Annotated in this window: 23 protein-coding genes; 10 read left to right on the top strand and 13 right to left on the bottom strand. The window is 54.8% G+C overall.

What is annotated here, in order from left to right:
• Positions 1–48: 48 nt before the first annotated feature.
• The 4 genes from DSD30_RS19595 to DSD30_RS19610 form a co-directional block, all read right to left on the bottom strand.
• On the bottom strand, positions 49–1,314 hold the full coding sequence (locus DSD30_RS19595) for an ABC transporter substrate-binding protein (RefSeq protein WP_198663063.1): 1,266 nt from the start codon (positions 1,312–1,314) through the stop codon (positions 49–51).
• Between the two features lie 31 nt (positions 1,315–1,345).
• A complete protein-coding gene (locus DSD30_RS19600; protein ID WP_114011444.1) occupies positions 1,346–2,920 on the bottom strand; it encodes a CehA/McbA family metallohydrolase domain-containing protein in 1,575 nt (524 codons plus the stop codon).
• The gene (locus tag DSD30_RS19605) at positions 2,920–4,194 is read right to left on the bottom strand and encodes a Gfo/Idh/MocA family protein (RefSeq protein ID WP_114011445.1); all 1,275 of its coding nucleotides are present in this window, start codon (positions 4,192–4,194) and stop codon (positions 2,920–2,922) included. Before DSD30_RS19605 ends, DSD30_RS19600 begins: the two co-directional genes overlap by 1 nt.
• Positions 4,195–4,296: 102 nt before the next feature.
• Positions 4,297–5,385, bottom strand: a complete 1,089-nt coding sequence (locus DSD30_RS19610; protein WP_114011446.1) for a substrate-binding domain-containing protein — start codon at positions 5,383–5,385, stop codon at positions 4,297–4,299.
• A 418-nt stretch (positions 5,386–5,803) separates the two neighbouring features.
• Here DSD30_RS19610 and DSD30_RS19615 point away from each other — a divergent pair, with 418 nt between their 5' ends.
• The 7 genes from DSD30_RS19615 to DSD30_RS19645 all read left to right on the top strand — a co-directional run bounded on the left by DSD30_RS19615 (position 5,804) and on the right by DSD30_RS19645 (position 13,944).
• Entirely contained in the window at positions 5,804–6,268 is a 465-nt protein-coding gene (locus DSD30_RS19615; RefSeq protein ID WP_157967789.1) for a hypothetical protein, read from the top strand.
• A 71-nt stretch (positions 6,269–6,339) separates the two neighbouring features.
• Complete coding sequence (locus tag DSD30_RS19620) at positions 6,340–8,505, top strand: NosR/NirI family protein (protein ID WP_198663064.1); 2,166 nt, start codon at positions 6,340–6,342, stop codon at positions 8,503–8,505.
• A 9-nt stretch (positions 8,506–8,514) separates the two neighbouring features.
• On the top strand, positions 8,515–10,419 hold the full coding sequence (gene nosZ, locus DSD30_RS19625) for a TAT-dependent nitrous-oxide reductase (protein ID WP_114011449.1): 1,905 nt from the start codon (positions 8,515–8,517) through the stop codon (positions 10,417–10,419).
• A 15-nt stretch (positions 10,420–10,434) separates the two neighbouring features.
• Complete coding sequence (locus tag DSD30_RS19630; protein WP_114011450.1) at positions 10,435–11,691, top strand: nitrous oxide reductase family maturation protein NosD; 1,257 nt, start codon at positions 10,435–10,437, stop codon at positions 11,689–11,691.
• Complete coding sequence (locus DSD30_RS19635; RefSeq protein WP_114011451.1) at positions 11,691–12,590, top strand: ABC transporter ATP-binding protein; 900 nt, start codon at positions 11,691–11,693, stop codon at positions 12,588–12,590. Before DSD30_RS19630 ends, DSD30_RS19635 begins: the two co-directional genes overlap by 1 nt.
• A complete protein-coding gene (locus DSD30_RS19640) occupies positions 12,590–13,408 on the top strand; it encodes an ABC transporter permease (protein ID WP_114011452.1) in 819 nt (272 codons plus the stop codon). Before DSD30_RS19635 ends, DSD30_RS19640 begins: the two co-directional genes overlap by 1 nt.
• Positions 13,405–13,944, top strand: coding sequence for a nitrous oxide reductase accessory protein NosL (locus DSD30_RS19645; protein WP_114011453.1), 540 nt, complete (start codon positions 13,405–13,407; stop codon positions 13,942–13,944). Before DSD30_RS19640 ends, DSD30_RS19645 begins: the two co-directional genes overlap by 4 nt.
• A 56-nt stretch (positions 13,945–14,000) precedes the next feature.
• Here the strand turns inward: DSD30_RS19645 and DSD30_RS19650 are convergent, their stop codons facing one another.
• The 5 genes from DSD30_RS19650 to DSD30_RS19670 form a co-directional block, all read right to left on the bottom strand.
• The gene (locus DSD30_RS19650; RefSeq protein WP_157967790.1) at positions 14,001–14,594 is read right to left on the bottom strand and encodes an SCO family protein; all 594 of its coding nucleotides are present in this window, start codon (positions 14,592–14,594) and stop codon (positions 14,001–14,003) included.
• A 16-nt stretch (positions 14,595–14,610) separates the two neighbouring features.
• Positions 14,611–15,810: an acetylornithine deacetylase gene (gene argE / locus DSD30_RS19655; RefSeq protein ID WP_114011455.1), complete on the bottom strand. Its 1,200-nt coding sequence runs from the start codon at positions 15,808–15,810 to the stop codon at positions 14,611–14,613.
• Positions 15,811–15,815: 5 nt separating this feature from the next.
• Positions 15,816–17,297 (bottom strand): tripartite tricarboxylate transporter permease, encoded by a 1,482-nt coding sequence (locus DSD30_RS19660; RefSeq protein ID WP_114011456.1) that lies wholly within the window; start codon positions 17,295–17,297, stop codon positions 15,816–15,818.
• Between the two features lie 12 nt (positions 17,298–17,309).
• Positions 17,310–17,819, bottom strand: a complete 510-nt coding sequence (locus tag DSD30_RS19665; protein WP_114011457.1) for a tripartite tricarboxylate transporter TctB family protein — start codon at positions 17,817–17,819, stop codon at positions 17,310–17,312.
• A 77-nt stretch (positions 17,820–17,896) separates the two neighbouring features.
• The gene (locus tag DSD30_RS19670) at positions 17,897–18,871 is read right to left on the bottom strand and encodes a Bug family tripartite tricarboxylate transporter substrate binding protein (RefSeq protein ID WP_114011458.1); all 975 of its coding nucleotides are present in this window, start codon (positions 18,869–18,871) and stop codon (positions 17,897–17,899) included.
• A gap of 143 nt (positions 18,872–19,014) precedes the next feature.
• On the opposite strand from DSD30_RS19670, the gene DSD30_RS19675 reads away from it, so the two are divergent.
• Complete coding sequence (locus tag DSD30_RS19675; protein ID WP_114011459.1) at positions 19,015–19,926, top strand: LysR family transcriptional regulator; 912 nt, start codon at positions 19,015–19,017, stop codon at positions 19,924–19,926.
• Positions 19,927–19,969: 43 nt separating this feature from the next.
• Here DSD30_RS19675 and DSD30_RS19680 read toward each other — a convergent pair whose 3' ends face one another.
• From DSD30_RS19680 to DSD30_RS19695, 4 genes are all read right to left on the bottom strand, one after another.
• Positions 19,970–21,694: a flotillin domain-containing protein gene (locus tag DSD30_RS19680; protein WP_114011460.1), complete on the bottom strand. Its 1,725-nt coding sequence runs from the start codon at positions 21,692–21,694 to the stop codon at positions 19,970–19,972.
• A gap of 36 nt (positions 21,695–21,730) precedes the next feature.
• Positions 21,731–22,411 carry a YqiJ family protein gene (locus tag DSD30_RS19685; protein WP_114011461.1) on the bottom strand — a complete coding sequence of 227 codons (681 nt, stop codon included), beginning with the start codon at positions 22,409–22,411 and terminating at the stop codon, positions 21,731–21,733.
• Between the two features lie 9 nt (positions 22,412–22,420).
• Entirely contained in the window at positions 22,421–23,062 is a 642-nt protein-coding gene (locus DSD30_RS19690) for a PspA/IM30 family protein (RefSeq protein ID WP_198663065.1), read from the bottom strand.
• Between the two features lie 840 nt (positions 23,063–23,902).
• Positions 23,903–24,256 (bottom strand): winged helix-turn-helix transcriptional regulator, encoded by a 354-nt coding sequence (locus DSD30_RS19695; RefSeq protein WP_245418553.1) that lies wholly within the window; start codon positions 24,254–24,256, stop codon positions 23,903–23,905.
• A gap of 104 nt (positions 24,257–24,360) precedes the next feature.
• Here DSD30_RS19695 and DSD30_RS19700 point away from each other — a divergent pair, with 104 nt between their 5' ends.
• Both DSD30_RS19700 and DSD30_RS19705 read left to right on the top strand, forming a co-directional pair.
• Positions 24,361–24,675, top strand: coding sequence for a nuclear transport factor 2 family protein (locus tag DSD30_RS19700; RefSeq protein ID WP_114011462.1), 315 nt, complete (start codon positions 24,361–24,363; stop codon positions 24,673–24,675).
• On the top strand, positions 24,675–25,457 hold the full coding sequence (locus DSD30_RS19705; RefSeq protein ID WP_114011463.1) for an SDR family oxidoreductase: 783 nt from the start codon (positions 24,675–24,677) through the stop codon (positions 25,455–25,457). The genes DSD30_RS19700 and DSD30_RS19705 overlap by 1 nt, the downstream gene beginning before the upstream one ends.
• Positions 25,458–25,519: the final 62 nt, after the last annotated feature.

A 25,519-nucleotide genomic window follows, 5' to 3' on the forward strand; every position in this document is an offset into this window, starting at 1 on the left:
CACCGAGCGCCGGACCTTTGTGATTGCTTTGTCAGAAGGGTTTGAGCCCTATTTCCAACCCGACCCTTTCAAGCGTTTCAGGCGTGCGGCGAGCTTGGCCACCGCTTTGGTGCCTGTGGTCTTTCCTTCCAGAACATCGTGGGCTGCGGTCCAGATTTCCGACGATGCCTCATTATAGGAGGTTTTGGTCGGAGCGGATGGGCGGATGATGGCATTCTCGATCACCGGTTTCCAAAGCGGAATGAACTCGACTTTCTCTGCCACTTCCTTGTCATCATAAACAGGCATCAAGGTTGGTGGACGCGAGCTGTCGATTGCCCGGGCCTTCTGGCTCTCATAATTGTTGAGGAAACGCACCAGATCAATCGCCTCTTCGGGATGCTTGGAATATTTGGAAACACCCAAATGCGAACCGCCCAGAATGGAGGCAGGAGAATGGGTGCCATCGGATGGCAGAACGGTCACGGCGACGCCATCCTTGATCGGGCTGTCATCTCCCTTCACCAGCGCATAGGCATAGTTCCAGTTGCGCATGAAGACCGCGTTGCCAGACTGGAAGATGCCGCGCGCGTCTTCCTCGGCATAATTGAGGACACCTTCAGGCGAGATGCCTCCGATCCAGGTGGCCGCCAGATCAAGAGCCTTGGCCGCCGCCTCGTTATTGACCGAAATCGTGCCATCGGGTTCCACCACCTGACCACCGCCGCTCGACGCAATCCATTCCATCGCGTTGCAGGTCAGGCCTTCATAGGCGGCCCCCTGAAAGACATAGCCCCACATGTCGGTGTGACCGGCGGCGCGCTCCTCATCCATCACGTCCTTTGCGGTTGCCGTCAACTCTTCCCAGGTTTTCGGGACGGGCTTGCCATATTTTTCCAGAAGGTCAGCCCGATAATAGAGAGCAGGACCGCCAAGGAACATCGGCAGAGCGACCAGCTTGCCATCCACCTTCTGGGACTGCAGCGCCATTGGCGAAAAGTCATCAATGATGTCCTTGGTGGCGTCGGTGAGGTCAACAAAATGATCGGCGATTTGTGGTGCCCAGATGACATCAAGACGGTAGACATCAATGTCGGCATTCCTTGCGGACAGCCAGAGCTTGAACTGGGCAAACTGGTCAGTGGTCCGCTCGGGCATGGAAACGATTGTCACCTTGTTGCCGCTCTCGGCCTCGTAGCGATCGAGTGCTGCGCGCAGAACATCATGATCCCGCCCGACGGCACCATGAACAATAGAAAGATCAGTTGCCAGAGCGCCTTGCGCCATCAGCATGGTCGATAACAGGCCCAAAGCCAATATTGTCTTGTTTCTCATCATCGTCATTCCCCTGTTTGGTGATTTTATCTCATGCGCCGCTTCGGCAGTAGATGGGGCTTGCCCAAGCCATCTGACCACCCGCCTGGCGTAGGCGTAGATAGACATTTTCGCCATCCTTAAAAGCTCCGAGCGGCACCGTACCCTGCCACTGCCATTGCCGCGGCAAAGGCAGCGGATGGAAGCGGTAAGCTGGCGTGTCGATGACGCCCAGATTGCCCGAAAGAGCGCCTTCAAGCAGCCGGGATGCAGGGATATCGAGATGCACGCCGCAAAGATCTGCATGGACCACGCTGTTGGCCGACAGGCGGCAGTGCAGCGCGATGCCCTGCGTCGCTGATGTGGCATTGTTCGGATTGGCTTCGGCAGTCACGCAGAAGGCTGCCCGATTGTCCGTTAGCAGCGCCGTGGGCAGGGCATAGCCTGCATCATCGCCTTCAAGAGGCGAGACAACTTCGGCGCCCCTGAAGCGCGGTTCCAGACCGATGATTTCGCCATCAGAGAGCGCGATGCTCCCCTCCCAGAGATGCGACCGGCCACGCGCCCCCCACCCCATTTCCAGATAGAGGATGGTCTCGAAGGTTTCATCCGACGAACAAACTGCGGAAACCGGGTTCGGGTCGAGTGTTGGAGACACACGGGCAAACAGCTCACCATTGCGGATCACGTCGATCATGTCGATAAATCCGCCACCAATGGCTTCGATTTCCAGCATCGCATCCTGCTGAGGTGCAACGACACTGCCCTGGATCGCGTCGCCGATGGCACTGAGCAGATGAATGCGGTCGCCGGTCAACGCGTTGGTGTGGCGATCGGTCATTGCCTGCCAGATATCACCGCGTTCCCGCGACGGCCCATAAGCAGCCATGCGACCATGGCCATAGGAGCCGGGAAATGCACTGTGATGGTCCGTGTTGCCGACAATGCCGAAAATGTGGCCCTGTTTGAGCCCCCAATCCATGGTCGAATGGCCATCAACCGGCCCCATGGAATGCAAATAGCCGCGCTCGGTTTCTGACGTTTCGGCACAACCATGCATGGAGATCATTTCAACAAAGGGCGAGAGGTCTGCATCAAAGCTGTTCCAATTGATGCCGCGCGCCCCTTGCCGATAGCCGATATGATGGGGAAAGGCGAACGCCTTGCCCGGCAGGTCGCTTTGCAACACATCCTTGAGCTCGCCGGGACTGTTTGCCAGATGGAGCGGCTGAATGGTGAGATCCCGATAGACGATGGTGTAGTCGCCATGCGCGTTGGAATGGATTTCGTAGCCGGGATAGACCACGAAGCCGTCCTTGCTGGCATCGGCAAGGGCGCTGAAATGTCCGCTCCAACCTGCAATGAGCTTGGCAAATCCCTTGACGTGAAAATCGACGATATGTGCCACACTCGGCTCGTCCACCGGCATGTCGGGCCAGTGAGCGTGGCCGGTGATCGAGAGGAAGTCCAGTTGCAGGGCGGCACGTGCCAAGGCATCGGCAAAGCGCCCGTGCCCATAGGAAATGTCACAGTGATTATGGATATCACCATAGGCTGGCACAACACCAAGTCGCTTGGCCAGTGGCATCAGATCGGGATTTGGCAGGACGATTGGATCGACGGGCATCAGATGAACTCCAGAGTCTCAAGATTGACGGTGCGACCGCCCGAAGAGAGGGACTTGTGCGCAGCCGTTACAAGGCGCAAAGACGCAACGCCTTGCGCAACACCGACCGGAGGGACATCGCCATCGACCAGACGTCGCAAGCTGCGCACCAATTCCTTGTCAGCCCCGAAATGCGAGCTGTCCCGATCCGGGCTTGCCATGGGGATCACCTCTCGTTTGCGGCCATAGTCACTCACAAGATCGATCGCGCCTGAGGCTCGCTCCATCCGCAGCCGCCCGGCGCTGCCAATGATTTCAAGGGTTTCCTGATCCTCCGAATAGGGACCGAAGATCGCAAAGAAGAGTGTGGCCACCATGCCATTGTCATATTGCACCGTTGCAACCATGTGATCGTCGATGTCGGAACCGGGTAAATAGACGCAATTGTCATTGCGGTCTTCTGGCGCGGTCGCCGTCAGCCACGATTTGTTGGGCACCCGTGCAACACCTTCAGCGATGTCAATGAGGGTTTCATGACGGCGATAGGGACAATCCCGGCTGCATTCGGAACAACGCTCGGGCGCGTCCGGGTCAGCTTTGAATATTTCGGATCGGCCACCAAAGGCCGAGAGGGACACCGGGCGGGCACCGGTCACCCAGTTGAGGACATCGAAATGATGCGAGCCCTTGTCGTTGATCGCACCACCAGATGCGGCATTGGTCCGGTGCCAAAGCTGAAGATAGCGTGTATAGGGGATGACAGAGCGCAGCAGCACCATTTGCGGGTCACCGATGCGCCCATTTCGCGCGAGATTGAACGCTTCTATCCATGGGCGCTCATAGCGGCGGGTGAATCCCATCATGATCGGCTTGCCCGATGCTTTTTCGACATCTGCAATGGCTTCCGCATCCTTAAGCGTGACCGAGATCGGCTTATCGAGGTAAATCCGCTTGCCCGCCTTTGCCGCGATCTCGACCGGCTCCAAATGGGCGTTGGTATGGGTTGTCACGAGGACCAGATCGACATCCTCGCGCTCTATCGCCGCTTTCATGCTGTCGGATGCTTCGACCTGATGATCGAGACCGGCCTGAATATAGAGATTGGTGAGATGCTCTGCGGCAAGCGCTGTCCGGTCTGGCAAACGATCATGAACCACTATGATCCGCAGACCGGTTTCACCTGCCAGCTCTGCCATGCGACTGCCGACATAATAGATCCCGCGTTCCCCGGCACCAATGATGGCGACGCCGATGGTTTGATCTGGTACGGGAAGAGAGGAGGAAACAGCGGACATAAATGATCCTTTTCGAGGTCTTATGCCGCCAACGCTAGTTGAGTACAACTATTCTGAGAATGGGATTTGTACCCACTTTCAAAGAAACTACCTATCCTTCCTCTATTCGGTCAGGTCATCCACGCTGCCAAAGCGCTGCAATCGGATTGGCAGATAATGTGTTTGGGGTTCCACATCCTCTCCTGCGACCCTTAACAACATGATCTTCTCAAACCAGTCGAGTTTTTCAGCGTTGCTACAGCCGACAACGTCAAACAGGTTCATATGCTCTGAAGCAAAATCGACGCTTCCGAGCATCACGACGGACAGATCCCGCCCTATTTCAACACCGAGCTCGCGCAAGACCATCTCGAGCCCGTAGCCTTCCACGATGCCCCACACGATCAACGCGGTGAAGGGAAAGGCACCCGACGCGTCTCTTGCCCCGGCAAGGCAGGTCCGGATCTGGTCACTCTTGTAGGACCCGGGCAGGGCATCGATTTCGTAAAGCCAGCTTTGCCCGCCATGATCAGCCCGCGAGAGCAGCTGATACTCACGGCGCGCCATGGCAATCTGGCGCGCTGCATGAGCGGATGTGAGATAGGCGATCTTCTGATGCCCCAGATCCTGAAGATAGAACCATGCGGACGACAATGCCTCGCGCCAGTTGGTGCCAATGCCATCAAGCCCTACTCCGGTCGCGGAAATGCCGTCGACAATAACGCTGTTGGCGTGTTGATGAAGTTTTGCCAACAAAGGCAACGGGATCAGGGCAAAATGCACTTGCACCAAACAGGTGCGAAAGCGCCCCAACCTTTGCAAAACGGATTCTGCATGGCTGTTGTCGGCAAAACCCAAAACCAAAATGCTGACACCGTGCCCTCTCATGCGTTTTTCGATTTCGAGCAGCAGATTGTTTGCCAGTCGGCTATCGGAGAGCCGGTAAAGCACGAGCACGTCGGCTTCATATTCATCCTGTTCGGGATCCGGCTCGCTTGCGATGGTGATGCCCGCCCCGCTCCGCGCGGTGAGCCGCCCCTCGGCAATGAAGGGGGCGAGAGCAGACTGGATGACACGCTGGGCCGTCGAAAATTGCTTCATCATCGTGCGCACGGGTGGAAGCTTTCCCCCCGGCCCACGGCGCTCGATTTCGTCGGCTATCCATTGAGAGACTTCGTCGCGGCGATTGCCCTGTCGATCGGCCTTGGTCATGAAACTTCACTAGAATATTGGTGATGAATGCGCCGACATGCTACCCGGAGCACCGCGGTCTCACAAGATGACATCAGCTACACAAGGTGACATCTGGTTTGAACGATAGCAACTTCCCCGTCAATTTGTTCCCAGTCCGGATCCTCCACCAAATGGCTTGGAACCGAACTCGATGACCCCGATGTAGAATCCACACCACTCTCAGTCATTGCAATGGCAAGCCTCCAGATGTCAGGAAGGGCCTTCGCGATTGGCACGCAACGATTGCAGCAGATGAAGCTTTGATCCGGAAATAAAAAATTTTGAGTTCAGCATTCATATTTGACAATTGTCAAGCAAGCGACATATCACCTGCTATACCCTCCCGCCCATGGATCTGCTTCGTCAACATCTCGCACCCAAAGGCGTGCCATCGAACATGTGGTTCGATGCGGTACGGCGACAAGCAACACTGCTCATGGGGCTGTGTGTTGTTTTATCGCTGACGCTGATGCAATGGCAGGTCTGCACTTCGGCTCTGGCCAATGAGTCCAGCTTGATGGTGATCTGCACAAATGGTGGCATTTCAGTCGTGGAAGTGGCCGGAGAACAGAGCAACAAGCAAAAATCCTGTAACCGTTGCCCCGATTGCCAAACATGCTCAAGCGGCGCTTTTGGCATGCCCGATTCCGTTTCGGAATTCGTAACCTTCTTCTCTTCTGGCCACTATTCCAAGTCGCTTTATGAAACGCTTCATATCGGCACGCCTGACCATTTATTGCCCTTCTCGGGTGCCCCCCCTCCTAACGAGCTAGACCAGACCATGTTGACCTCTCTTTCAGAGTCGGTGCGTTTTGCATCGTCCAAAGTAAGCATAATGCCGGAGTCGATCTCATGGCATTAGGCAATCAAAACCAACCAGATCCCCATTGTCGCCATAGAACCATTTCCAAGGCACACGTCCTGAGTCTGATCGTGTTTGTCTTGACGATTTTGTGCCTTCCCTTTGCGTCCCAAGCACAGAATGGCACCCCGGTTCTGACAAAATTCCTCAAAGAGGTTCCAGCCCAGGAGCTTGTTGCAGAAGCGACCGCATATGGTCCGATCAGCAGCGATGTTCCCATAGCGCCGCTTATGCGCGGCAATGATCTGTTGGGCTACGCTTTCATAACGTCTGATTTCGTGAGCACGACCGGTTACTCTGGCAAGCCCATCCATGTGATGGTGGCTATTTCGCCGGAAGGCAAGTTGCTGCGGACCAAACTCGTCAAGCATTCAGAACCCATCGTCCTGATTGGCATTCCCAATCACAAGATCGAGGCCCTGACCGACACCTATTCGGGGTTGAATATCGTTCACGAAGCGGAGACCGGTGGGGCTGGACACGATCTGGATATCATTTCGGGTGCGACAGTCACCATCATGATCATCGATGATTCAATCGTGCGGTCGGCCATCAAGCTTTCCAGAGAGCTGGGGCTGGGAGGATTGCAAGCCGAGATCGGCAGTGACTTGCCTCCCCGCAAACTCAAGTCCGACTATCTGGAAGACACCGACTGGCACACATTGGCGGGAGACGGATCCATCCGTCGATTGACGCTCGATATCGGTCAGGTCAATTCGGCCTTTGAGAAGACCGGAGACGAACGATCCATCAAGCGCCCGGAACCAGGCGAGCCGTCAAACACCTATATCGATATGCATGCCGCTCTGGTATCTGTCCCGGCCATTGGGCGAAACCTGCTTGGCGAGGCGGAGTATAAGAATCTCACAGACTGGCTGGAAGAAGGCGAGCATGCAATTCTGCTGCTAGGACGCGGCGTCTATTCCTTCAAGGGGTCGGGCTATGTCCGTGGTGGTATTTTCGACCGGATCCAACTGATTCAAGGCGACAATTCGCTGCGTTTCCGTGACCGTATGCACCGCCGTCTGGGGGCCTTGGCTGAAGAGGATGCTCCGAAATTTACTGAGCTGGACATCTTCAAGATTCCTGCCGATGCGGAGTTCGACCCGGCAAAAGCCTGGCATATCCAGCTGCTCTTGAACCGGGCCGTCGGGCCGATTGAAAAGACGTTCATCACCTTCGATCTGGGCTACAAATTACCCGAACACTATTTTGAGCCACGGCCAATGGCACCGCCCGCAACCAGCGTGGTGGATAAGGATGAAGATGCCGCTGCCCGCTCATTCCTATGGAAACGGGTATGGACTGAAAAGCGGGTGGAAATTGCCATCCTTGTGGCAATGCTCACTGTTCTGACCGGAACCTTCTTTTTCCAGATGCAAGTCACCCGAAACGCACGCGCCTTCTATTGGTTCCGCATGAGTTTTCTGGTGGTGACGCTGGTCTTCGTTGGCTGGCATCAAAACGCCCAATTGTCTGTGGTCAACCTGATGGCACTGGGTTCCTCTTTCGTGGAAGGCTTCAGTTGGGACGCCTTTTTGCTCGATCCACTGGTCTTTATCCTGTGGTGCTCGGTTGCCGCCGCCCTTCTGTTCTGGGGACGGGGTGCTTTTTGTGGCTGGCTTTGCCCGTTTGGCGCCTTGCAGGAATTGACCAACCAGATTGCACGCTTCTTCAAGGTGCCGCAAATCGTCGTTCCCTGGGGGCTCCATGAACGCCTTTGGCCGGTCAAGTATATCATCTTCATGGTCCTTGTCGGTCTCGCAGTCGTCTCCGTTCCGATGGCTGAGGGATATGCCGAAGTTGAGCCTTTCAAGACCGCGATCATTTTGAAATTTGTCCGTGCATGGCCCTTTGTGGCTTTTGCGATCGTGTTGCTGATCGCCGGCCTCTTCATTGAGCGTTTCTATTGTCGCTACCTGTGTCCTTTGGGGGCTGCTTTGGCGATCCCGGGGCGTATTCGCATGTTCGACTGGCTCAAGCGGTACAAAGAGTGCGGCAGCCCATGCCAGCTTTGCGCCAAAGACTGCTTCGTTCAAGCCATCCATCCAACGGGAGAAATCAACCCGAACGAATGCCTGTCCTGTCTGAACTGTCAGGTTCTGTATCAGGATGATCAACGATGCCCGGTCCGGATCAAGCTTCGCAGGAGTCGGGAAAAAATCCAGAGAAGCAACGCTCAATCGGCGGAGGCTTTCGAAAAAGTTCTTGCTTCACCAATCAACAAAACTCAGTAGGAGAGAAACATGACAACAGAAAAGAAACCGAAAGAAGGCATCTCACGCCGCGGACTTCTTGGCGGTACAGGGGCAGGTGCGGCTCTGGCGACGTCCATGGCGGTTGCTGGTGGCTCAATGCTGTCTTCCACCGCGCCCGCGGCTGCAAAGAACAGCTCGCACCTGGAACCGGGTGAGCTGGATGAATATTACGGCTTCTGGTCATCCGGGCAATGCGGTGAGATGCGCATTCTTGGATTGCCATCGATGCGCGAATTGATGCGCGTGCCTGTGTTCAACCGCTGCTCGGCCACCGGCTGGGGCTGCACCAACGAATCCAAGAAGATCCTGACGGAAGGTCTGCTGCCCGAAACCAAGGAATTCCTGGCCAAGCGCGGCATGGAAACCTATGACAATGGTGATCTCCACCACCCTCATATGTCTTTCACCGATGGCACCTATGATGGTCGCTATCTCTTCATGAACGACAAGGCAAACACCCGCGTGGCCCGTGTGCGCTGTGATGTGATGAAGTGCGACAAGATCATCGAGATCCCGAATGCCTCTGACATCCACGGCCTGCGCCCGCAAAAATATCCGCGCACCGGTTACGTCTTTGCCAATGGCGAGCATCGCGTCCCGTTGGTCAATGATGGATCCACCCTTGATAGCCCGGAAGACTATGTTGCGATTTTCACGGCCATTGATGGCGACACCATGGAAGTTGCATGGCAGGTTATCGTTGACGGCAATCTCGACAATGTCGATGCAGACTATCAGGGCCGTTATGCCGTATCGTCCTGCTATAACTCTGAAAATGGCGTGAACCTGGCAGACATGACCGAGTCCGAAATGGACCATGTGGTCATTTTCAACATTGCGCGCATCGAAGCTGCCGTTGAGGCAGGCGAGTATGAAGTCCATAACGGGGTCAAGGTTCTGGACGGCCGCAAGGGTTCCAAGCTGACTGCTTACATCCCGATTCCAAACAGCCCACACGGTGTAAACTCCTCACCGGACGGCAAATATGTCATGGTCAATGGCAAGCTGTCCCCAACGGTGTCCATTATTGAATATGACAAAGTGGAAGCTGTCTTCAATGGTGCAGAGCCTCGCTCCTGTGTCGTCGGTGAACCTGAACTGGGCCTTGGCCCGCTTCATACCGCTTTTGATGGCAAGGGCAATGCTTACACCACGCTGTTCCTCGACAGCCAGTCGGTCAAGTGGAACATCGACAAGGCAATCCGCAAATATGCTGGTGAGGATGTTGATCCGATCCTCTCGAAAGTTGATGTCCAATATCAGCCGGGCCACAACCATACCTCTATGGGTGAAACCAACGAAGCTGATGGCAAATGGCTGATTTCACTCAACAAATTCTCCAAAGACCGTTTCTTGAATGTCGGACCCCTGAAGCCAGAGAATGAGCAGTTGATCGACATTTCCGGTGACGAAATGAAAGTGGTGCATGACGGCCCGACCTTTGCCGAGCCCCATGACTGCATCATCGTACACCGCTCCAAGGTCAACCCTGTCAGCGCCTGGAAGCGAGATGACCCGACCTGGGCCGATGCGCAAAAACAAGCGGAAGCAGACGGCGTGGATCTGGAATCCGGTCACGATGAAGTCATTCGCGATGGCAACAAGGTTCGGGTCTACATGTATTCCGTAGCACCGACTTTCTCCATGGAGAAATTCACCGTCAAGCAGGGTGACGAGGTCACGATCTATATCACCAACCTCGACGACGTTGATGATCTGACCCACGGCTTCACACTTGGCAACCATGGCATTGCCTTTGAAATTGCGCCACAGGCAACCGCCTCGGTGACCTTCACCGCAGACCGCCCTGGTGTTCACTGGTTCTACTGCCAGTGGTTCTGTCATGCACTCCATATGGAAATGCGTGGCCGGATGCTGGTTGAACCTGCTTAAGAGAGTGGAGAATCGATGCTTCGCACATTGTTCATAGCCGTATTGTTTCTTCAATCATCTTTCGTGATGGCAAGGGAAATACGCGTTCCTGCACATAGCGGAGCGTTGGTTGATGCTCTCAAAAATGCGAAGGCGGGTGACATCATCCGCCTTCAATCCGGCACCTATGAAGGCTCGTTCACCATTGACACTCCAATCACGCTCGATGGTGCGGGCAAAGCCGCAATCGTCGGCAATGAGATCGGCTCTGTGATTTCAGTCCTGTCACCTGATGTAACAATCAAAGGGCTGACGGTTACCGGATCTGGTTCCAAGGGCGATGGTCGTGACGCCGGTATCTATCTGAGCAAGAAGGCGACCAATGCCGTGGTATCGGACAATCGCATTTTGGGCAATCTTGTCGGGGTGGACGTACATGGATCCAAGAATGCTCTGGTCACCCGCAATGTGATTGAGGGACGACAGGATTTCCGAATGAATGATCGGGGCAATGGCGTGTATGTCTGGAACGCGCCCGGTGCCAAGGTCATCCAGAATGATTTTCGCTGGGGGCGCGATGGTATTTTCGTGAATACATCGAAGCGGAATGAGTTTTCCGGCAACCGCTTTCGCGATCTGCGGTTCGCCGTGCACTACATGTATGCCAACGACAGCATCGTTACCAATAATCTCTCCGAAGGAAATCACTTGGGATACGCCATCATGTATTCGAGGAATGTCGTGATTAAAGGCAATTACTCCAAAGGGGATCGCGATCACGGTATCATGATGAATTACACCAACAGCAGTACCGTCAGCGGCAATCACATCGAAAGCGTTGATGACAAGTGCGTCTTTATCTACAACGCACACAAAAACAGGTTTGAAGGCAACTATTTTGCCGGTTGCGGCATTGGCATTCACTTCACGGCTGGGTCTGAACGCAACCAGTTCAGCAACAACGCCTTTGTCGCCAACCGAACCCAAGTGAAATATGTCGGCTCCCGCTGGATTGACTGGAGCGTTGATGGAAAAGGCAACTACTGGTCTGATCACGCAGCCTTCGATCTTGACGGCAACGGAATTGCAGACAACGTCTATCGACCAAATGACATTATGGACCACATTCTTTGGACGCAGCCAGCTGCCAAAGCACTGCTCGGCTCACCTGCCGTGCAGTTGATCCGCTGGTCTCAGTCAACTTTCCCTGCACTTTTGCCCGGTGGTGTTGTTGATCGTGCACCCCTGATGCAACCCAAACTGCCAAGTCGCACGATCTGGGAGGATTTCTGATGCCTGCGCTCGACATTAAGAACCTGTTCAAACGGTATCATTCGCTGCAAGCCGTCTCTGACGTCAGCCTGCAGATCGAAGCGGGAGAACGGGTTGCGCTGCTGGGCCACAACGGAGCAGGCAAAACGACGATCATCAGAATGATCCTTGGCCTGACCGCGATTTCTCAAGGCAACATCTCCATTCTCGGGGCCGAGCCGGGAAGCCGGAAGGCGCGGAACGTAACCGGTTTTCTACCCGAAAGTGTTGCGTTTCATGGATCCTTGACCGGCAGGGAACAACTGCATCATTGCGCAAGACTGAAATCTGCGCCGCTTTCGCAAGCTGATGCCCTGCTTGAACGTGTGGGTCTGGCCCACGCTGCCGACAGAAAAATCCGCACCTATTCAAAGGGCATGCGGCAGCGGGTCGGGCTGGCTCAAGTGGTTTTGGGTGATCCTAAACTGGCCATTCTTGATGAACCGACCAGCGGTCTTGATCCGATTTCTCGTCATGAATTCTATGATATCGTCGAGGAACTGGCCCAGAAAGGGGCCGCTATATTGCTGTCATCCCATGCGCTTACCGAGCTGGAGCTGCGCACAGATCGTATTTCGATCCTGAGCAAGGGCAAACTGGTTGCCAATGACAGTCTTTCCCGGTTGCGCATGTCCGCAGACCTGCCGATCCGGGTCACGGTTACGGCCACTCCGGAAACGGTAGGGGACATTCACGGCAAGCTTGGAGGACATCGGGTGAATGGCCAACTGATCGAATTCTACTGCCAACCACAAGAGAAGGTGCAATTGCTTTCCTCAATCACCGCGCTTGGCTCCATTGTCAAGGATGTCGACGTAACCCCCGCCAGCCTCGAACAATTGTATCGTCATTACAGCGGCGTGAATGAGGAGATGCATTGATGTCTGTATTTGCCATTGCTCGTTTGGAACTGCTCATCGCCCGTCGCAATTTGTGGGTCACCATCGCTGTCATGGTCATGGTTCTTTTTGACATTGTCCTGACCTTTGCCGGGGATGCTCCCACTGGAATCCTGGGCGTTAACCCCTTGACCATCGCGTTGACATCCATCACCACCTTATCGGTCTATCTCATACCGCTCATCGCTCTGCTTCTATCTTTTGATGCTATTTCCGGCGAGAGAGAGCGCGGAACCCTGACCCTGAGCCTCTCCTACCCGCTGTCCAGACTTGAAATCCTGATCGGCAAGTTCATTGCTCATTTCAGCGTGTTGGCTATCGCCATAGGCATCGGGCTTTGTCTGACGGCAACCCTTGTCACATTCAAGCATGGTGCCGAGCATCTCGCCCTCGCACCCTTGTTTAAACTGTATGTCACCTCCCTTGCCCTTGGCTCCTGTTTTCTGGGGTTGGGGTATGCGATCTCAATCACCGTGCGCCAGTCCGGGGCTGCTTCTGGCATCGCCATCGCCCTGTGGTTGGTTTGTGTTGTGCTCTACGATCTGGCCCTGCTCGGTGCGCTGGTTTTCGATGAAGCCGGCTATTTCACCAAGAGCGTGTTCCCGTGGCTTCTGGTCTCCAACCCGGCTGACGCCTTCCGGTTGATCAATACCCCCTTCACCGACGGTGGCATGATCGGGTCTGGCGTTTCATCCGCCAGCCATGCGATCGGGCTTGTCGGACAAGTGGTTTCCCTTGCGCTTTGGCCTTTGATCGCCCTTTCGATTTCTTCGTTCTTTTTCAAAAGGATGGAACCATGAAACAACCGGCCGTCGCCCTTCTTTGCCTCCTGACAATGCTCGGAGCCTGCAGTGAGGAAACGCAACAAAGTGCCATCCCGGCCCCCATTGCGCTGACCGATGAAGCCGCAGGGCATTATTGCCAGATGGCGATCCTGGAACATCCAGGTCCGAAAGCGCAATTGTTCGTCGAGACCCTGCTCCATCCCCTCTGGTTCTCTCAGGTCCGTGACGGGCTTGCCAAGATCAAGTCTGCAGAACGGAGTGCGGACATCATCGTTCTGTATGTCAACGACATGGGGGCTGCGAAGAGCTGGGAAGAGCCGGGAACTGAAAACTGGATCCGCGTGGAAAAGGCCTATTTTGTGGTCGGATCGAATGCCATGGGTGGCATGGGGGCGCCTGAATATGTTCCCTTCTCCGACAAAGCCAAGGCTATGGACTTCATCACCAACCATGGTGGCAGCATCATGCGGTTTGAAGACATCACGGCTGAGGAAGTGCTCTCGCCCATCGATGTTGCCCTGCCCGTTTCAAGTCCTACAGAAAAAGGCTAGGCTCAATGTGTCTCACCAAGCCCAGTCTTGCGCACTTCAGGTTTATGGGGAGCGGATTACTCAACTGAAGAAATCAATCGCCTGAGTTTGGCAACCGCAGAGTCATGGCTCTCACCAAAGCCAATGGTCGCACTTAGTCTGTTGCCCTTCGCCATCAGGTAAACTGTGGCTGTATGATCAATCGTGAAATATCCCTCTTCACTATTCGGCTCGTTTTTCTTCGCATACACTTTATAGGCTTTTGTGACGTCAAGCACCTGCTGCTGCGTCCCATAAAGGCCCACAAGCTGATCGAAAAAAGCACCAACATAGGAAGCCAACGTTTCCTGATCATCCCGCTCAGCATCAACGGAGACAAACACATAGTGTAGAGCGTCGGCCTCTTCGCCCAGATCTTCAACCCAGCCGACCATTTCTGCCAGAGTTGTCGGGCAAACATCCGGACAAAAGGTATAGCCAAAGAAAATGACCATGGGCTTGTCATTGAAATCGGCCTCGGTAGCCGCGCGACCGGTGTGGTCGGTCAGATTAATGCACCAGCTATGCTCGCCTTCTGACCTCCAGAGGGCGGCGCGAAACTCTCTACCACCAGTTTGTCGAGCCCGCACCAAGGCAACAAAAAAGGCCGGTTGCCCGACCCTTTTGTTCACAAAAATAGCAAGACAGCTAGACAGGTTGTTCCAACACAGACGTCAGCTCATCGATAAATGTCAGGCATTGTTCCAGCTGGTCAATCTCGACAAATTCGTTCGGCCTGTGAGCCTGCTTGATCGAGCCGGGCCCGACAATCACCGACGGAATATTGCCTTCGGTCTCAAAGACACCCCCTTCCGAGCCATAGGACACTTTGCCACCCCATTCCGGCATCAGATGGGCATAGCATTCAAAAGCCGCATTGCCACGCGCCTCCCCCATGGCGGGATAGGCAAAGATCCGCTCCCATGTGACACCGCTTGACGGTGACTTGGCCTTCATTTTGGCAACCACATCGGCCTCAATGCCTTCCAGCAAGGCCTGCATGTCGCCCTCGGCATCCATCCCGCTGATCGAGCGTAGCTCGAAGGTGAAGCTGCATGTGTCCGGCGTCACATTGGTTGCGACCCCGCCCTTGATCATCGTCGTCAACATGGTGGCATGGGGCACGGTGAAGTCCGCATCAAACGGCCCTTCGAGCTGATAACGGTCGGCGCGCTCGGCAATCGTCGCGATGATCCGGGTGGCATATTCCACCGCATTGACATGGTCGGGGGCAAAGGAAGAATGACCAGACGTGCCCTTCACATGGGCCCGCATCGCGATTTTTCCCTTCTGGCCGGTGATCAATTTCATCTCCGACGGCTCGCCAATGATGGCAAGTTCCGGTGGCACATCCAAAGCCGCCAGCCAGCGGGCAATGGCCGGAGCCCCCAGACATCCCACCTCTTCATCATAGGAGAAGCAAATATAGACCGGGCGTTTGAGATCAGCCTTAGCGATCACCCCTGCCTTGGCCAATATGCAGGCAGCAAAGCCTTTCATATCACAAGAGCCGCGACCATAGATACGACCATCCCGTTCGTCGGCCACGAAGGGCGGGGTGATCCATGTGTCTTCCTCGGCAGGCACCACATCCGTATGACCGGATAACACAATGCCGGGTTGGTCGGCCGGACCAAAGCGGGCAATCATATTGGCTTTGGTGCCGTCTTCATTGGGCAGGATGGTGATATCCGCCCCCAATTTAGCGAGAGTTTCGGCTGCATAGTCGATAAGCGCTCGGTTTGAACGACTGGATACGGAATCATATCCAATCAAAACCCCCAAATGCGCCTTTGCCCACTCAAGAGCTGAATGCTGGAGCGTAGGGGCTTCGATGGTGAGGCTCATTGGTCTCACGCCTTTCTATTTCTGGATTTGAGGAATTCTCGTCGCACCGTGAAGCCGACGACTAGGACGATCAGCACCGCAAAAATAGCCGTGATGGGAGAGGAAATCAGGACGGATGGATCGCCACGGGAAATGGCCAAAGCGCGGCGCAAATTCTCTTCGATCATCGGCCCGATGATGAAGGCAATCAGGAAGGGAGCCGCCGGGATGTTGAGCAGGAACATCCCAAAGCCTGCAACGCCCATGATCAACAGCACCGCCACATCAAACATGCTCGACGCGATGGAATAAATGCCAAACAGGCAGAGCAGCAGAACCACCGGCGCCAGCAGGGTTTGCGGCACGCGGGCCACATGGGAGAAACCATGCATGATCACCTTGCCTGCAAAAAACAGCAGCACCGACGAAAACAACATGCCGATAAACAGCATATAGACTTCATGGATGTTGGTCTGGAACAGCAAAGGTCCGGGGGTCAGCCCCTGAATCATGAACGCCCCGAGCATGACGCCGGTAATGACGTCACCGGGCACGCCCAGCGCCAACAGCGGGATCATGGTCGCACCACAGGCCCCATTGTTGGCGGCTTCTGACGCGGCGATGCCTTCCAGCTCGCCCTTGCCGAAATTGTCGCTGTTTTTCGAGGTCCGCTGGGCTTCGCCATAGGAGAAGAATGCCGCCGCCGATGGCCCGATGCCCGGAATAGCCCCAAGCACGGCGCCGATGGCCGAGCCACGCAGGATCGATTTGAGCGAGCCCAAAAACTCTTCCCGGGAGACCTTCTGATCTCCCAATTTTGCGGCTTCATCCTTGTGCGCCGCCCGGAAGACAATCAACTTCAGCAATTCCGGCAAGGCAAAAAGGCCGATCAGCACCGGCGCAACCGACAGCCCCGCCTGCATGTCATCGGTGAAAGCAAAGCGGAAGGAGCCGTATAAATCTTCACCGGCGGTGGCCAGCAACAGACCAAAGCAGGCTGAAATCAGTCCAAGCAGCAAGGAGTTGCCAGACACGCCCGCAACGGTTGTGAGGGCAAACAGCATCAACATGCAATATTCCGGCGGGCCAACGCGCAAAGCCAGAATGGCCAAAGGCGCAGCCAGAAAAATCAGCGACAAGTTGGAGATAAAGTCTCCGATCACTGAGGAATAAAGCGCCATATTCAGCGCCTTGCCCGCCTTGCCCTGACGGGCGAGCGGATAGCCATCAAGCGCAGTACAGGCAGCCGAAGCCGTGCCGGGGGTCTTGATGAGGATCGCCGATACCGAGCCGCCATAGGTCGAGCCCTTGTAAAGCGCGACCAGCAGCAGGATCGAAGGAACAGGTTCCATGTAAAAGGTAAAAGGCAGGGCGAGGGTGACCGCCATAGTGCCGGTCATGCCGGGGATTGCCCCGATGATCACGCCGCCCCAAATGCCAGCGGCCATGATCAGAAGATTCTGCCAGGTTGCAACCGCCTGCAGGGCCAGAAGAATGTCTTGCGCCATCTATATTTCCGATCAAAAGCCAAAGGGTTTGGTCAGGATGCCGACCGGGAACTGGGTTCCCAAGGCTGCGTGAAAGATCAGCTGCAGCAGGACCGGGCCAATGAGGGAGAGTCCCGCAATCCAGTAGCGATAATCACGCTCGCCGGTCAGCAGGATCATTGCGCCGGTCAATGCCATCGAGGCAAGCAGGAAGCCGACATAGGGCATCAACAGAATAAAGGCGACAAAGGCCACCATGGCGCCGATGAAGCGGATGATCTGGGTCGGAATCGACGACCCGTCGCTTTCAATCCGCTCACTTGCGGGCATCCGGCCCATCAGAGCCAGAATGAACAGCAGCACGCCAAGGCCAATGCCAATGATGGAGATGGTGCGCGGCCACATATCCGGCGGCGGCGCAAAGCCGGGAATGAAGGCCGGGCGCGGCACATAAACCGGGATCAGGATCAGGATGACAAAGGCGAAGAAGGCGACAATTGTCACTCCACTGAACCACGGACTGCGAAAAATGGAAGTCTGCATGGCGGGGAGTTCCCAACAAAGGGCGAGGCCTGAAAGAGGCCCCGCTTACTGTCAGATGAAGGTGTTTTTGATTTTTGTTAGTTGGGCAGATAGCCGAATTTTTTGGCGAGCCCGTGGAACAGATCATACTGCTCTTTGGCGTAAGCGGTCATGTCAACCGAGCCGACGGTGGAGATGGAGCCACGACGGGCAGCCAGTTCCAGCCAGGTCTTGTCGGTTGCGACTTTGCTCAATGCTTCATTCCATTTGGCAATGACAGTGTCCGGCAGACCCTTTGGTGCATAGAGCGCGCTCCAGCCGGTAACCTGACCGGCCTGTTTGTAGCCAAGCTCGGCTGCGGTTGGCACGTCTGGCAGCTTGTCCATCCGCGATGGAGCGAAGACCATCAGCGCTTTCATGTCGCCGCTTTCGATATGCGGAATGAGCGAACCGGCAGAAATGGCAAGAAAGTCCACATGGCCCCCAAGCAGAGCCGTTGCCAGTGCTCCGCCGCCTTTATAAGGCACCAAAGTGGCAGCGGTCAGTGGGTCAAGGCCAACGTCAGACAACAGAGCCTGCGAGGTGAAGCCGTCAATCGCCGTCGCGCCAGAGGCCGCATAAGTCATCGCGCCATTGCTGTCTTTGACGGCTTTAAGCAGATCATCCACGCTGTTGTAAGGGGAATCGCCTTTAACGGCGAGGATCATCGGGGTTGCTTCCAGCGCTCCGAGGAAGGTGTAGGCATCCCAATCAACCGAGGCCTGCGGATTGACGGCCGGGGTCAGCGCCATGCCAACGCGGGCCAGCAGCAGGGTATAACCGTCCGCATCAGCCTCGGAAACAGAACGGGCGCCGTTCATGCCACCGGCACCGGGCTTGTTGACCACGGTGATTGGCTGACCGAGATAGCCTTTTGCGGTTTCGGCCAAAGCACGACCGGCAAGGTCGGATGCACCACCCGGGCCATAAGGAATGACAAGGGTAACAGCTTGTGTCGGATAGCTGTCTTCAGCCATGGCAGCGCCAGTGAAGAGAGCTGTCGCCATCGCGAGGGCGGACACAATTTTTTTCATTGTTTTTGAACCTTTTAGATTGCGGCCCGAAACAGACCTTTGGAAGGGGATTGGATAATCCACACAGAATTTGTTCCACAGTATTCCTTTTTTTGCAAGAAAATATGATAGTATGCAAAATAGTAATACTGAGGCAAAAAGAAATGATGAAAATCCGCGAATTACAGGCCTTTGACGCCTATATCCGGTTGGGGGGCATGGGCAGTGCCGCGGAGGAGTTGAATCTCAGCCAACCGATGATCAGTCGTCTGTTGACGGCGCTCGAGGCACGGGTGGGATTCGCCCTCTTTCTGCGCAAGCGCAACAAGCTGGTGCCAACGCCAGAGGCCTTTCAGTTTCATCAAACGGTGGTGCGGGGGCTGGAAAGCATCCGGGCGCTAACAGAAGAAGCCAGCGCCATAGCCAACAACCAGCGCGGCCATCTAATCATCGCGGCCCAGCCAATCTTCTGCGATACATTCCTGATTGATGCCATTGCCGATTTCCAGAAAAGCCATCCCCATGTCAGTGTTCGCCTGCGCGACAGCGGGATGAGCGAGATCATGCGGATGGTGCTGGAACGCAGTTGCGATCTCGCTTTTGGCATCACCCTTGATGCAGACCCCTATGGTGCCGATGTTACCTCACTGGCCACCTGCGAGGCCCGCTGCCTGATGCCCAAGCACCATCCGCTAAGCGGGGCGAAGGCCCTGACTTTGCAACAATTGAAAAAGGAGACCTTTGTCGATCTTGCATCGGGCAGCCCCCTGCGGATGCGGATCGACTATATGATGCATTCCATCGATGTGGAGCGCTCGATTGTCGCCGAAATGCGCACCCTGCATGGCATCGTCCAGCTGGTGGAAAAGGGTGTCGGACTGGCCATTGTCGACCCGGTTGCCGGGCTTTTGCTGGACCATGACAAGGTGGTCGATTGCCCGCTTTTGCCGGCCATTCGCTGGGACATTGCCCAATTCGTGCCAAAGGATCGCCCGCTAAGTGGCATCGGTCAGGCTTTCTCCGATGTGGTGGCCAACCAGATCAGCTATCTCAAGACAGAAGGCGTCATCAACTGACGCCCCCGGTCACGCTTGTTGTGAGCAGGCGTCTCCTTGGCGTTTAGTCCGCTTTTTCGCTCTGTGCTGAAGCGGCCGTATTTTGGGGAGTTTCGACATCCAGACCGGCAAGCTCCGAGGTGATGCCATTGATGTCGCCCCCCTTGATCCCGACTTCCTTGAGCAAAGAGTCCAGAAGTGGTGCCTGTGCCCGATAGCGCAGGGCGCTATTTACGACATTGTCTGCCAGATTGCCATCATGCCCGGCCTGGGGAGTGCCGTTGCCACCGCTTCCAAGCCCCTCGACCTGCACAATTTTAATGCCATCGATTTTTTCGATCGGCTTGACGCTTTCGCGAATGATGCTGTCCAGATTTTCAATCAGCTTGATCTTGATCTGCATGGCGATCTGCTCTGCAGAGAGGAGGTTCTGGGCTTCGTTCATTGATCGCGTCCCTTCGGCGTCAACGCGATAGCGAATTTCAGCGGCTTCAGCCCGCAATTTTTCTGCGGTCGCTTCCCCTTCGGCTTCCTCTCGCAAGGCTTCTGCGCGGTCACCGGCGGCAACTTTCTCGGCTTCAGCCTCTACCTTGATGCGGATCGCGCTGCGTTCGGCTTCCTTGCTCGCTTCGATCAGCTCAATCGCCTTCAAGCGTTCGGCAATTTCGTTCTCGCGCGATGTCGTTACTTTTTCTTCCGCCTGAACAGCTTTCGCTCTGGCGATATCGGCTTCGGCTTGTGCCTCTGACTGTTCCTTGGACTTTTCGGCGATGGCAATTTCTCTCACCTGTTCGGCCAATTCAATTGCTTTTTGCTTTTCAATCTCTCTTTCGCGCACCAGACGTTCCATCTCGATGCGTTCTTCTGCCACGGCCTTGTCGGCAAGGATTCTCGATTTCTCGACATGTTGCTTGGAGTTGATCTCAGCCTGCTCGGCCTCTTGCTCTCGCTCGGCTTTGTTTTTAGCAATCTCGGCAGACTGAGCTGCTTGACGTACCTGCACTTCACGTTCCTGCTCCATGCGTGCATATTCTTCGTCCCGTCGAATATCGAGACTGAGCTTCTCGCTCTCCAGATTCTTGGTCTTGATTTGAATCTGCGTGTCCTGTTCGATGTCGTTGCGGATTTTCTTGCGCCGCTCGATCTCTTCGGTCAGGCGGGTCAACCCTTCGGCATCAAACGCGTTGGATGGGTTGAAGTAATCCATGCTGGTTTGATCAAGGCCAGTCAGAGAGACAGACTCGAGCTCCAGACCATTTTTGAGCAGGTCTTCCATCACTGCCTGTTGCACTTTCTGGACAAAATCCGTGCGCTTTTCATGCAGTTCTTCCATTGTCATTTCCGCCGCAACGGATCGCAGGGCATCAACGAACTTGCCTTCAACCAGCTCTTTGAGTTGTTCGGGCTGCATGGTCCGGCGACCAAGGGTTTGGGCCGCAGCCGCGATGGATTCCTCGGTCGGTTGCGCCCGGACATAAAATTCTGCAACCACATCAACGCGCATCCGGTCACGCGTGATCAAGGCTTGGTCATTGTCACGTCGCACAGCCAGACGCAGCGTGTTCATGTTGACCGGGATGGTTTCATGCAAGACCGGCAGCACCAACGCACCGCCATTCATGATCACCCGCTGACCACCAAACCCGGTTCTGACGAACGAGATTTCCTTTGATGCGCGCACATATAGACGCGCCAAAATCATCCCGATGACCAAAAGAGCAATAACGATGATGATGGCTGTGGTGCCAACGCCTAGCAAACCACTGAATGTGTTCTGTGTTTCATACATTGTAGTAGATCCATTGAAAGAACTTGAAAATACCCGCTATTTCAGAGCATTAGATGTCGATTGAATGCCGTAATAGGTGTTGTCGTGCAGGCGGACCAGCAACAACCGATCTCCTTGCCTGTAGCTTTCGTCCTCATTGTCCGGGGCGAGCATGATATAGTGAGTGAGGCCAAACCGATCGGTTACCTTGGCTTGGGCCGGGAAATCATGTCTCGCTTCCCCCAGAGTGATTGTTGCGATTTTGCCAATCAGCCGATTTCTGGATATGGCCGATGTCTCATCTCTTGGCAGGACAAGGGCCAGAAATCGGTTGCCCAGGCTTAGAACCGGAATGGATAGAAGAAGGGCCGGCAAAACCGCTACAATGGCAGGCAGTGCGCTCCCGAATATTGAAAGGCTCAGACCTTGGATCGTCAAACCGATCAAACCGAAAGCAACAAGCAAGACGATCAGTGAAAAAATCACCGGCACCCGCCCCAAGCGTAACCAAGACAGGAATTGACCGGTCATTGAAGGTGTCTGCATGTCCGGTACATCGACATCAATGTCGAGTTCCGTACCCAGATCAATATCTGGCAGCAGCCCATCCAAAAACCCGAAAATGCCTGCGCCAATCAGCAGACCGACACCTTCAATCGCTGCCAAAACGAAGACTACGAACAAAGCCACCAGAAAAGGATGGTTTGCTGGCTCGCCAAAATAGGACAGCAAAATCATGACTTGAGCCTATTCTTCAAGGCGAGACTTGATCGCTGTCAGTCTTTCCTTGATCCGGTTTTTCTGACTGAGTTGTTCCAACTCTTGCATTTGAGCGGCGGTTTTTGCGCTTGCGGCTCCCTTGGAAGGCGGAATGCCTTGCCGTTCCATTATGCGATCGAAGGCTTTGGTTGCCTTGGAGATGTCGGCTTGGGCTGCAGATGGACCGCCAGTCTGGCCGGTTTGTGATGCGGCCTTTGCCTCGCGAAAGGCTTTCAACTCTTCAGCCATTTCCCGCTTTTTGGCTTGCAGGGCCGCAATATACCCTTCGAGTTCCTTTTCATTTTCGGATGCATCGGCGATGGTTTGCTCCAACACTGGCAATTGGGCTTCGATATCCAGTTGCTGAGCGATGGCTGCTTCTGCAAGATCTTCGCGCTTTTCGGTCAGCGCGATTTCGATTTTGGAACTCAAATCGTCGTGTTGGGCATTCTTGTCGGCCAACTTCTTGTTCGCGACATGCTTGGCGGCAATGATTTTGCCCAGTTCGGCGCGCACATCTTCGATGGCGTCATCAACTTCGCGGATGGCTTGCTCCATCATTGCCTCAGGCGCAGCATCTTCAACCGTGTCCAGTAGGGCATTGAAGCTGCCGCTGATGATCCGCCCCACAATTCAAGACATCTGAGGCATTTCGTTCGCAACCCAGAAGGCATTTTCTGCTCTGCACTGGCAAAAATACTGTGCTCTGCTCAAATGGCAGGAAGGACCAAGCGGCTCAGCGGCAATGCCATATGGCGACTGTCGGGACCAAGCCGCGATTGCTTGTCACAAACTTGGATGGCGGTTTCGCATCAGCACGCACTGCACGCGTCCAATCCGAGCCCATTTGAGACCTTGGTTCAAGGAATGATAATTGAAGAAAGTTCGCAACACAGGTTCATGAGGCATGGTTGAAAAATAAAGAATAGTAAGATATTGTGAGTATAGTTACTTATATATCAAAAATTGATTGGAATAATATGACTAACAAATACCGAAGTTTTTTTCGTTTACTCGCTTTTGTATTCGTATTCATCAGCACTCAAAACCTCGCCCAAGCGGGGTTTTGTGGGAACTATATTCAAACCGCATCAAACGCTGGGCAATGCAAAAACTGCCGTCTGACGATTGCGGATAACCCGGAAATTCAGAAATATTTCGTCACAGCTAACAACGGTTGGCAAGCTGAGCTGACATGGACACATGGCGACGATTCGAACGCTACAGGCTCGGGAAATTGGAACAATGGACAGCATTTTGACATCGATTTAAGCCAGCAAGGACGTCGACTTAATCTAATTATGTCCAATCCTGGTAGCGGTCCTATCCGGGCGACGTTTAATTGCCTCGATGCTAAGACTTCTCCAAAGAATTGTGTCGATCACGACAGAAATGGGAATCCATTTCGCATCCCATGCCCGAATAGGAATGGATAGAAATTCATGAGAGCCCAGCCTCATAAAAAGCAGTTTAGCGGTTCTCTCCGGGACGATTGCCCGCCCAGGTGAGGAGCGCATCAAGCGCGGGGCAAAGCGATTGCCCCCAATCGGTCAGACTATATTCCACTTTCGGCGGCACCTCAGGATACACCGTTCGCTTCACGATGCCGTCGCCTTCCATTTGCCGAAGCTGTTGGATCAGCATCTTCTGCGACACCCCGGGGATCGCGCGTTCCAGTTCGGAAAAGCGCAGGACCCGCCCTCCGAAAAGATGGAACAGGATGATCAGTTTCCATCGTCCCTCGATCATGCGAAGGGCGGCTTCAACGCCTTCGGTTGCACTTTCCTGTGTGTATTCGCGGGGCGTATCCATCTGATCCGTCATAAACATACTTTCAGGTAAGTATCTGACTTATTTGTGTGTTCTTGTTGTTTTGCCAGCCTAGCAGTACATGTTCTCCAGATCAAATGGAAACGGAGACATATACGATGACCAATACTGTACCTATTGCTGTTCTGCGCTACTTCGCAGCCCGATCACCGCAGGCCGTTGTTAACTGTTTTAGTGACGATGGCACCGCGATGGATGAAGGCAATATGTATCATGGCAAGGCCGAAATCCTGCAATGGCGTGAGGCCGCGAGCAAGATCCAGTTTGAAGAAGAAATTCTCTCCTCAAGGCAAGACGGGTCGCAAACAATCGTGTCCTGTCGTCTGACCGGCGACTTCAAGGGAAGTCCTGTGAATCTTGACTTCTGTTTCGAGTTGGACGGGGACCAGGTCAGCAGATTGGAGATTGCGTGATGACGTTTAATCTTGAGCTTGCTGGCAAGCGTATTCTGGTAACCGGTGGCACGGGGGGAACGGGTGCAGCTGTGGCTGAGTTCTTCGCAGAGCAAGGTGCTCGCGTTATGATCACGGCACGAAAGCCCCCTGTACGTTTGACAATAGCCGCGAGCTTTGTCGCTGCCGATGTCACCACATCTGAAGGATGCACAACTGTTGGCAAAGCGGTTGAGGATCAATTCAACGGGCTTGACATCCTTGTCCATGTTCTTGGTGGGTCAGCCGCACCGGCTGGTGGGTATTCTGCTCTGACAGATGAGGAGTGGGATCGAACCATTGCTCTCAATCTCATGGCAGCGGTCCGTCTTGATCGTCTGCTGCTGCCCGGAATGATCGCACAAGGCAGCGGTGTCATTGCCCATGTCACGTCAATCCAGCGTCAGATGCCACTGCCGGAGTCAACAACGGCTTATGCTGCCGCAAAAGCGGCACTATCAACCTACTCGAAAAGCCTGTCCAAGGAAGTTGGGCCGGCAGGGGTCAGGGTCGTCAGGATCTCGCCCGGCTGGATCGAAACAGACGCAGCACTGGCATTGGCCGATCGTCTGGCAGCAGAAGCCGGAACCGACCGTGAAGGCGGCAAACAGATCATCATGCAAGGCCTTGGCGGGATCCCGATTGGTCGGCCGACACAACCTGAGGAAGTTGCAGAATTGATCGGATTCCTGTGTTCGCCACGAGCAAGCGCCATTACAGGCAGCGAACATGTGATTGACGGAGGAACTGTACCTGTAGCCTGAAGTGAAGCTTCCGAAGCTTGTCGCCTGTTAGCCCTGACTTATTGCATGCAGCCGGAGTGCCC

This window comes from Cohaesibacter intestini, from assembly GCF_003324485.1.
Classification (GTDB): Bacteria; Pseudomonadota; Alphaproteobacteria; order Rhizobiales; family Cohaesibacteraceae; genus Cohaesibacter; species Cohaesibacter intestini.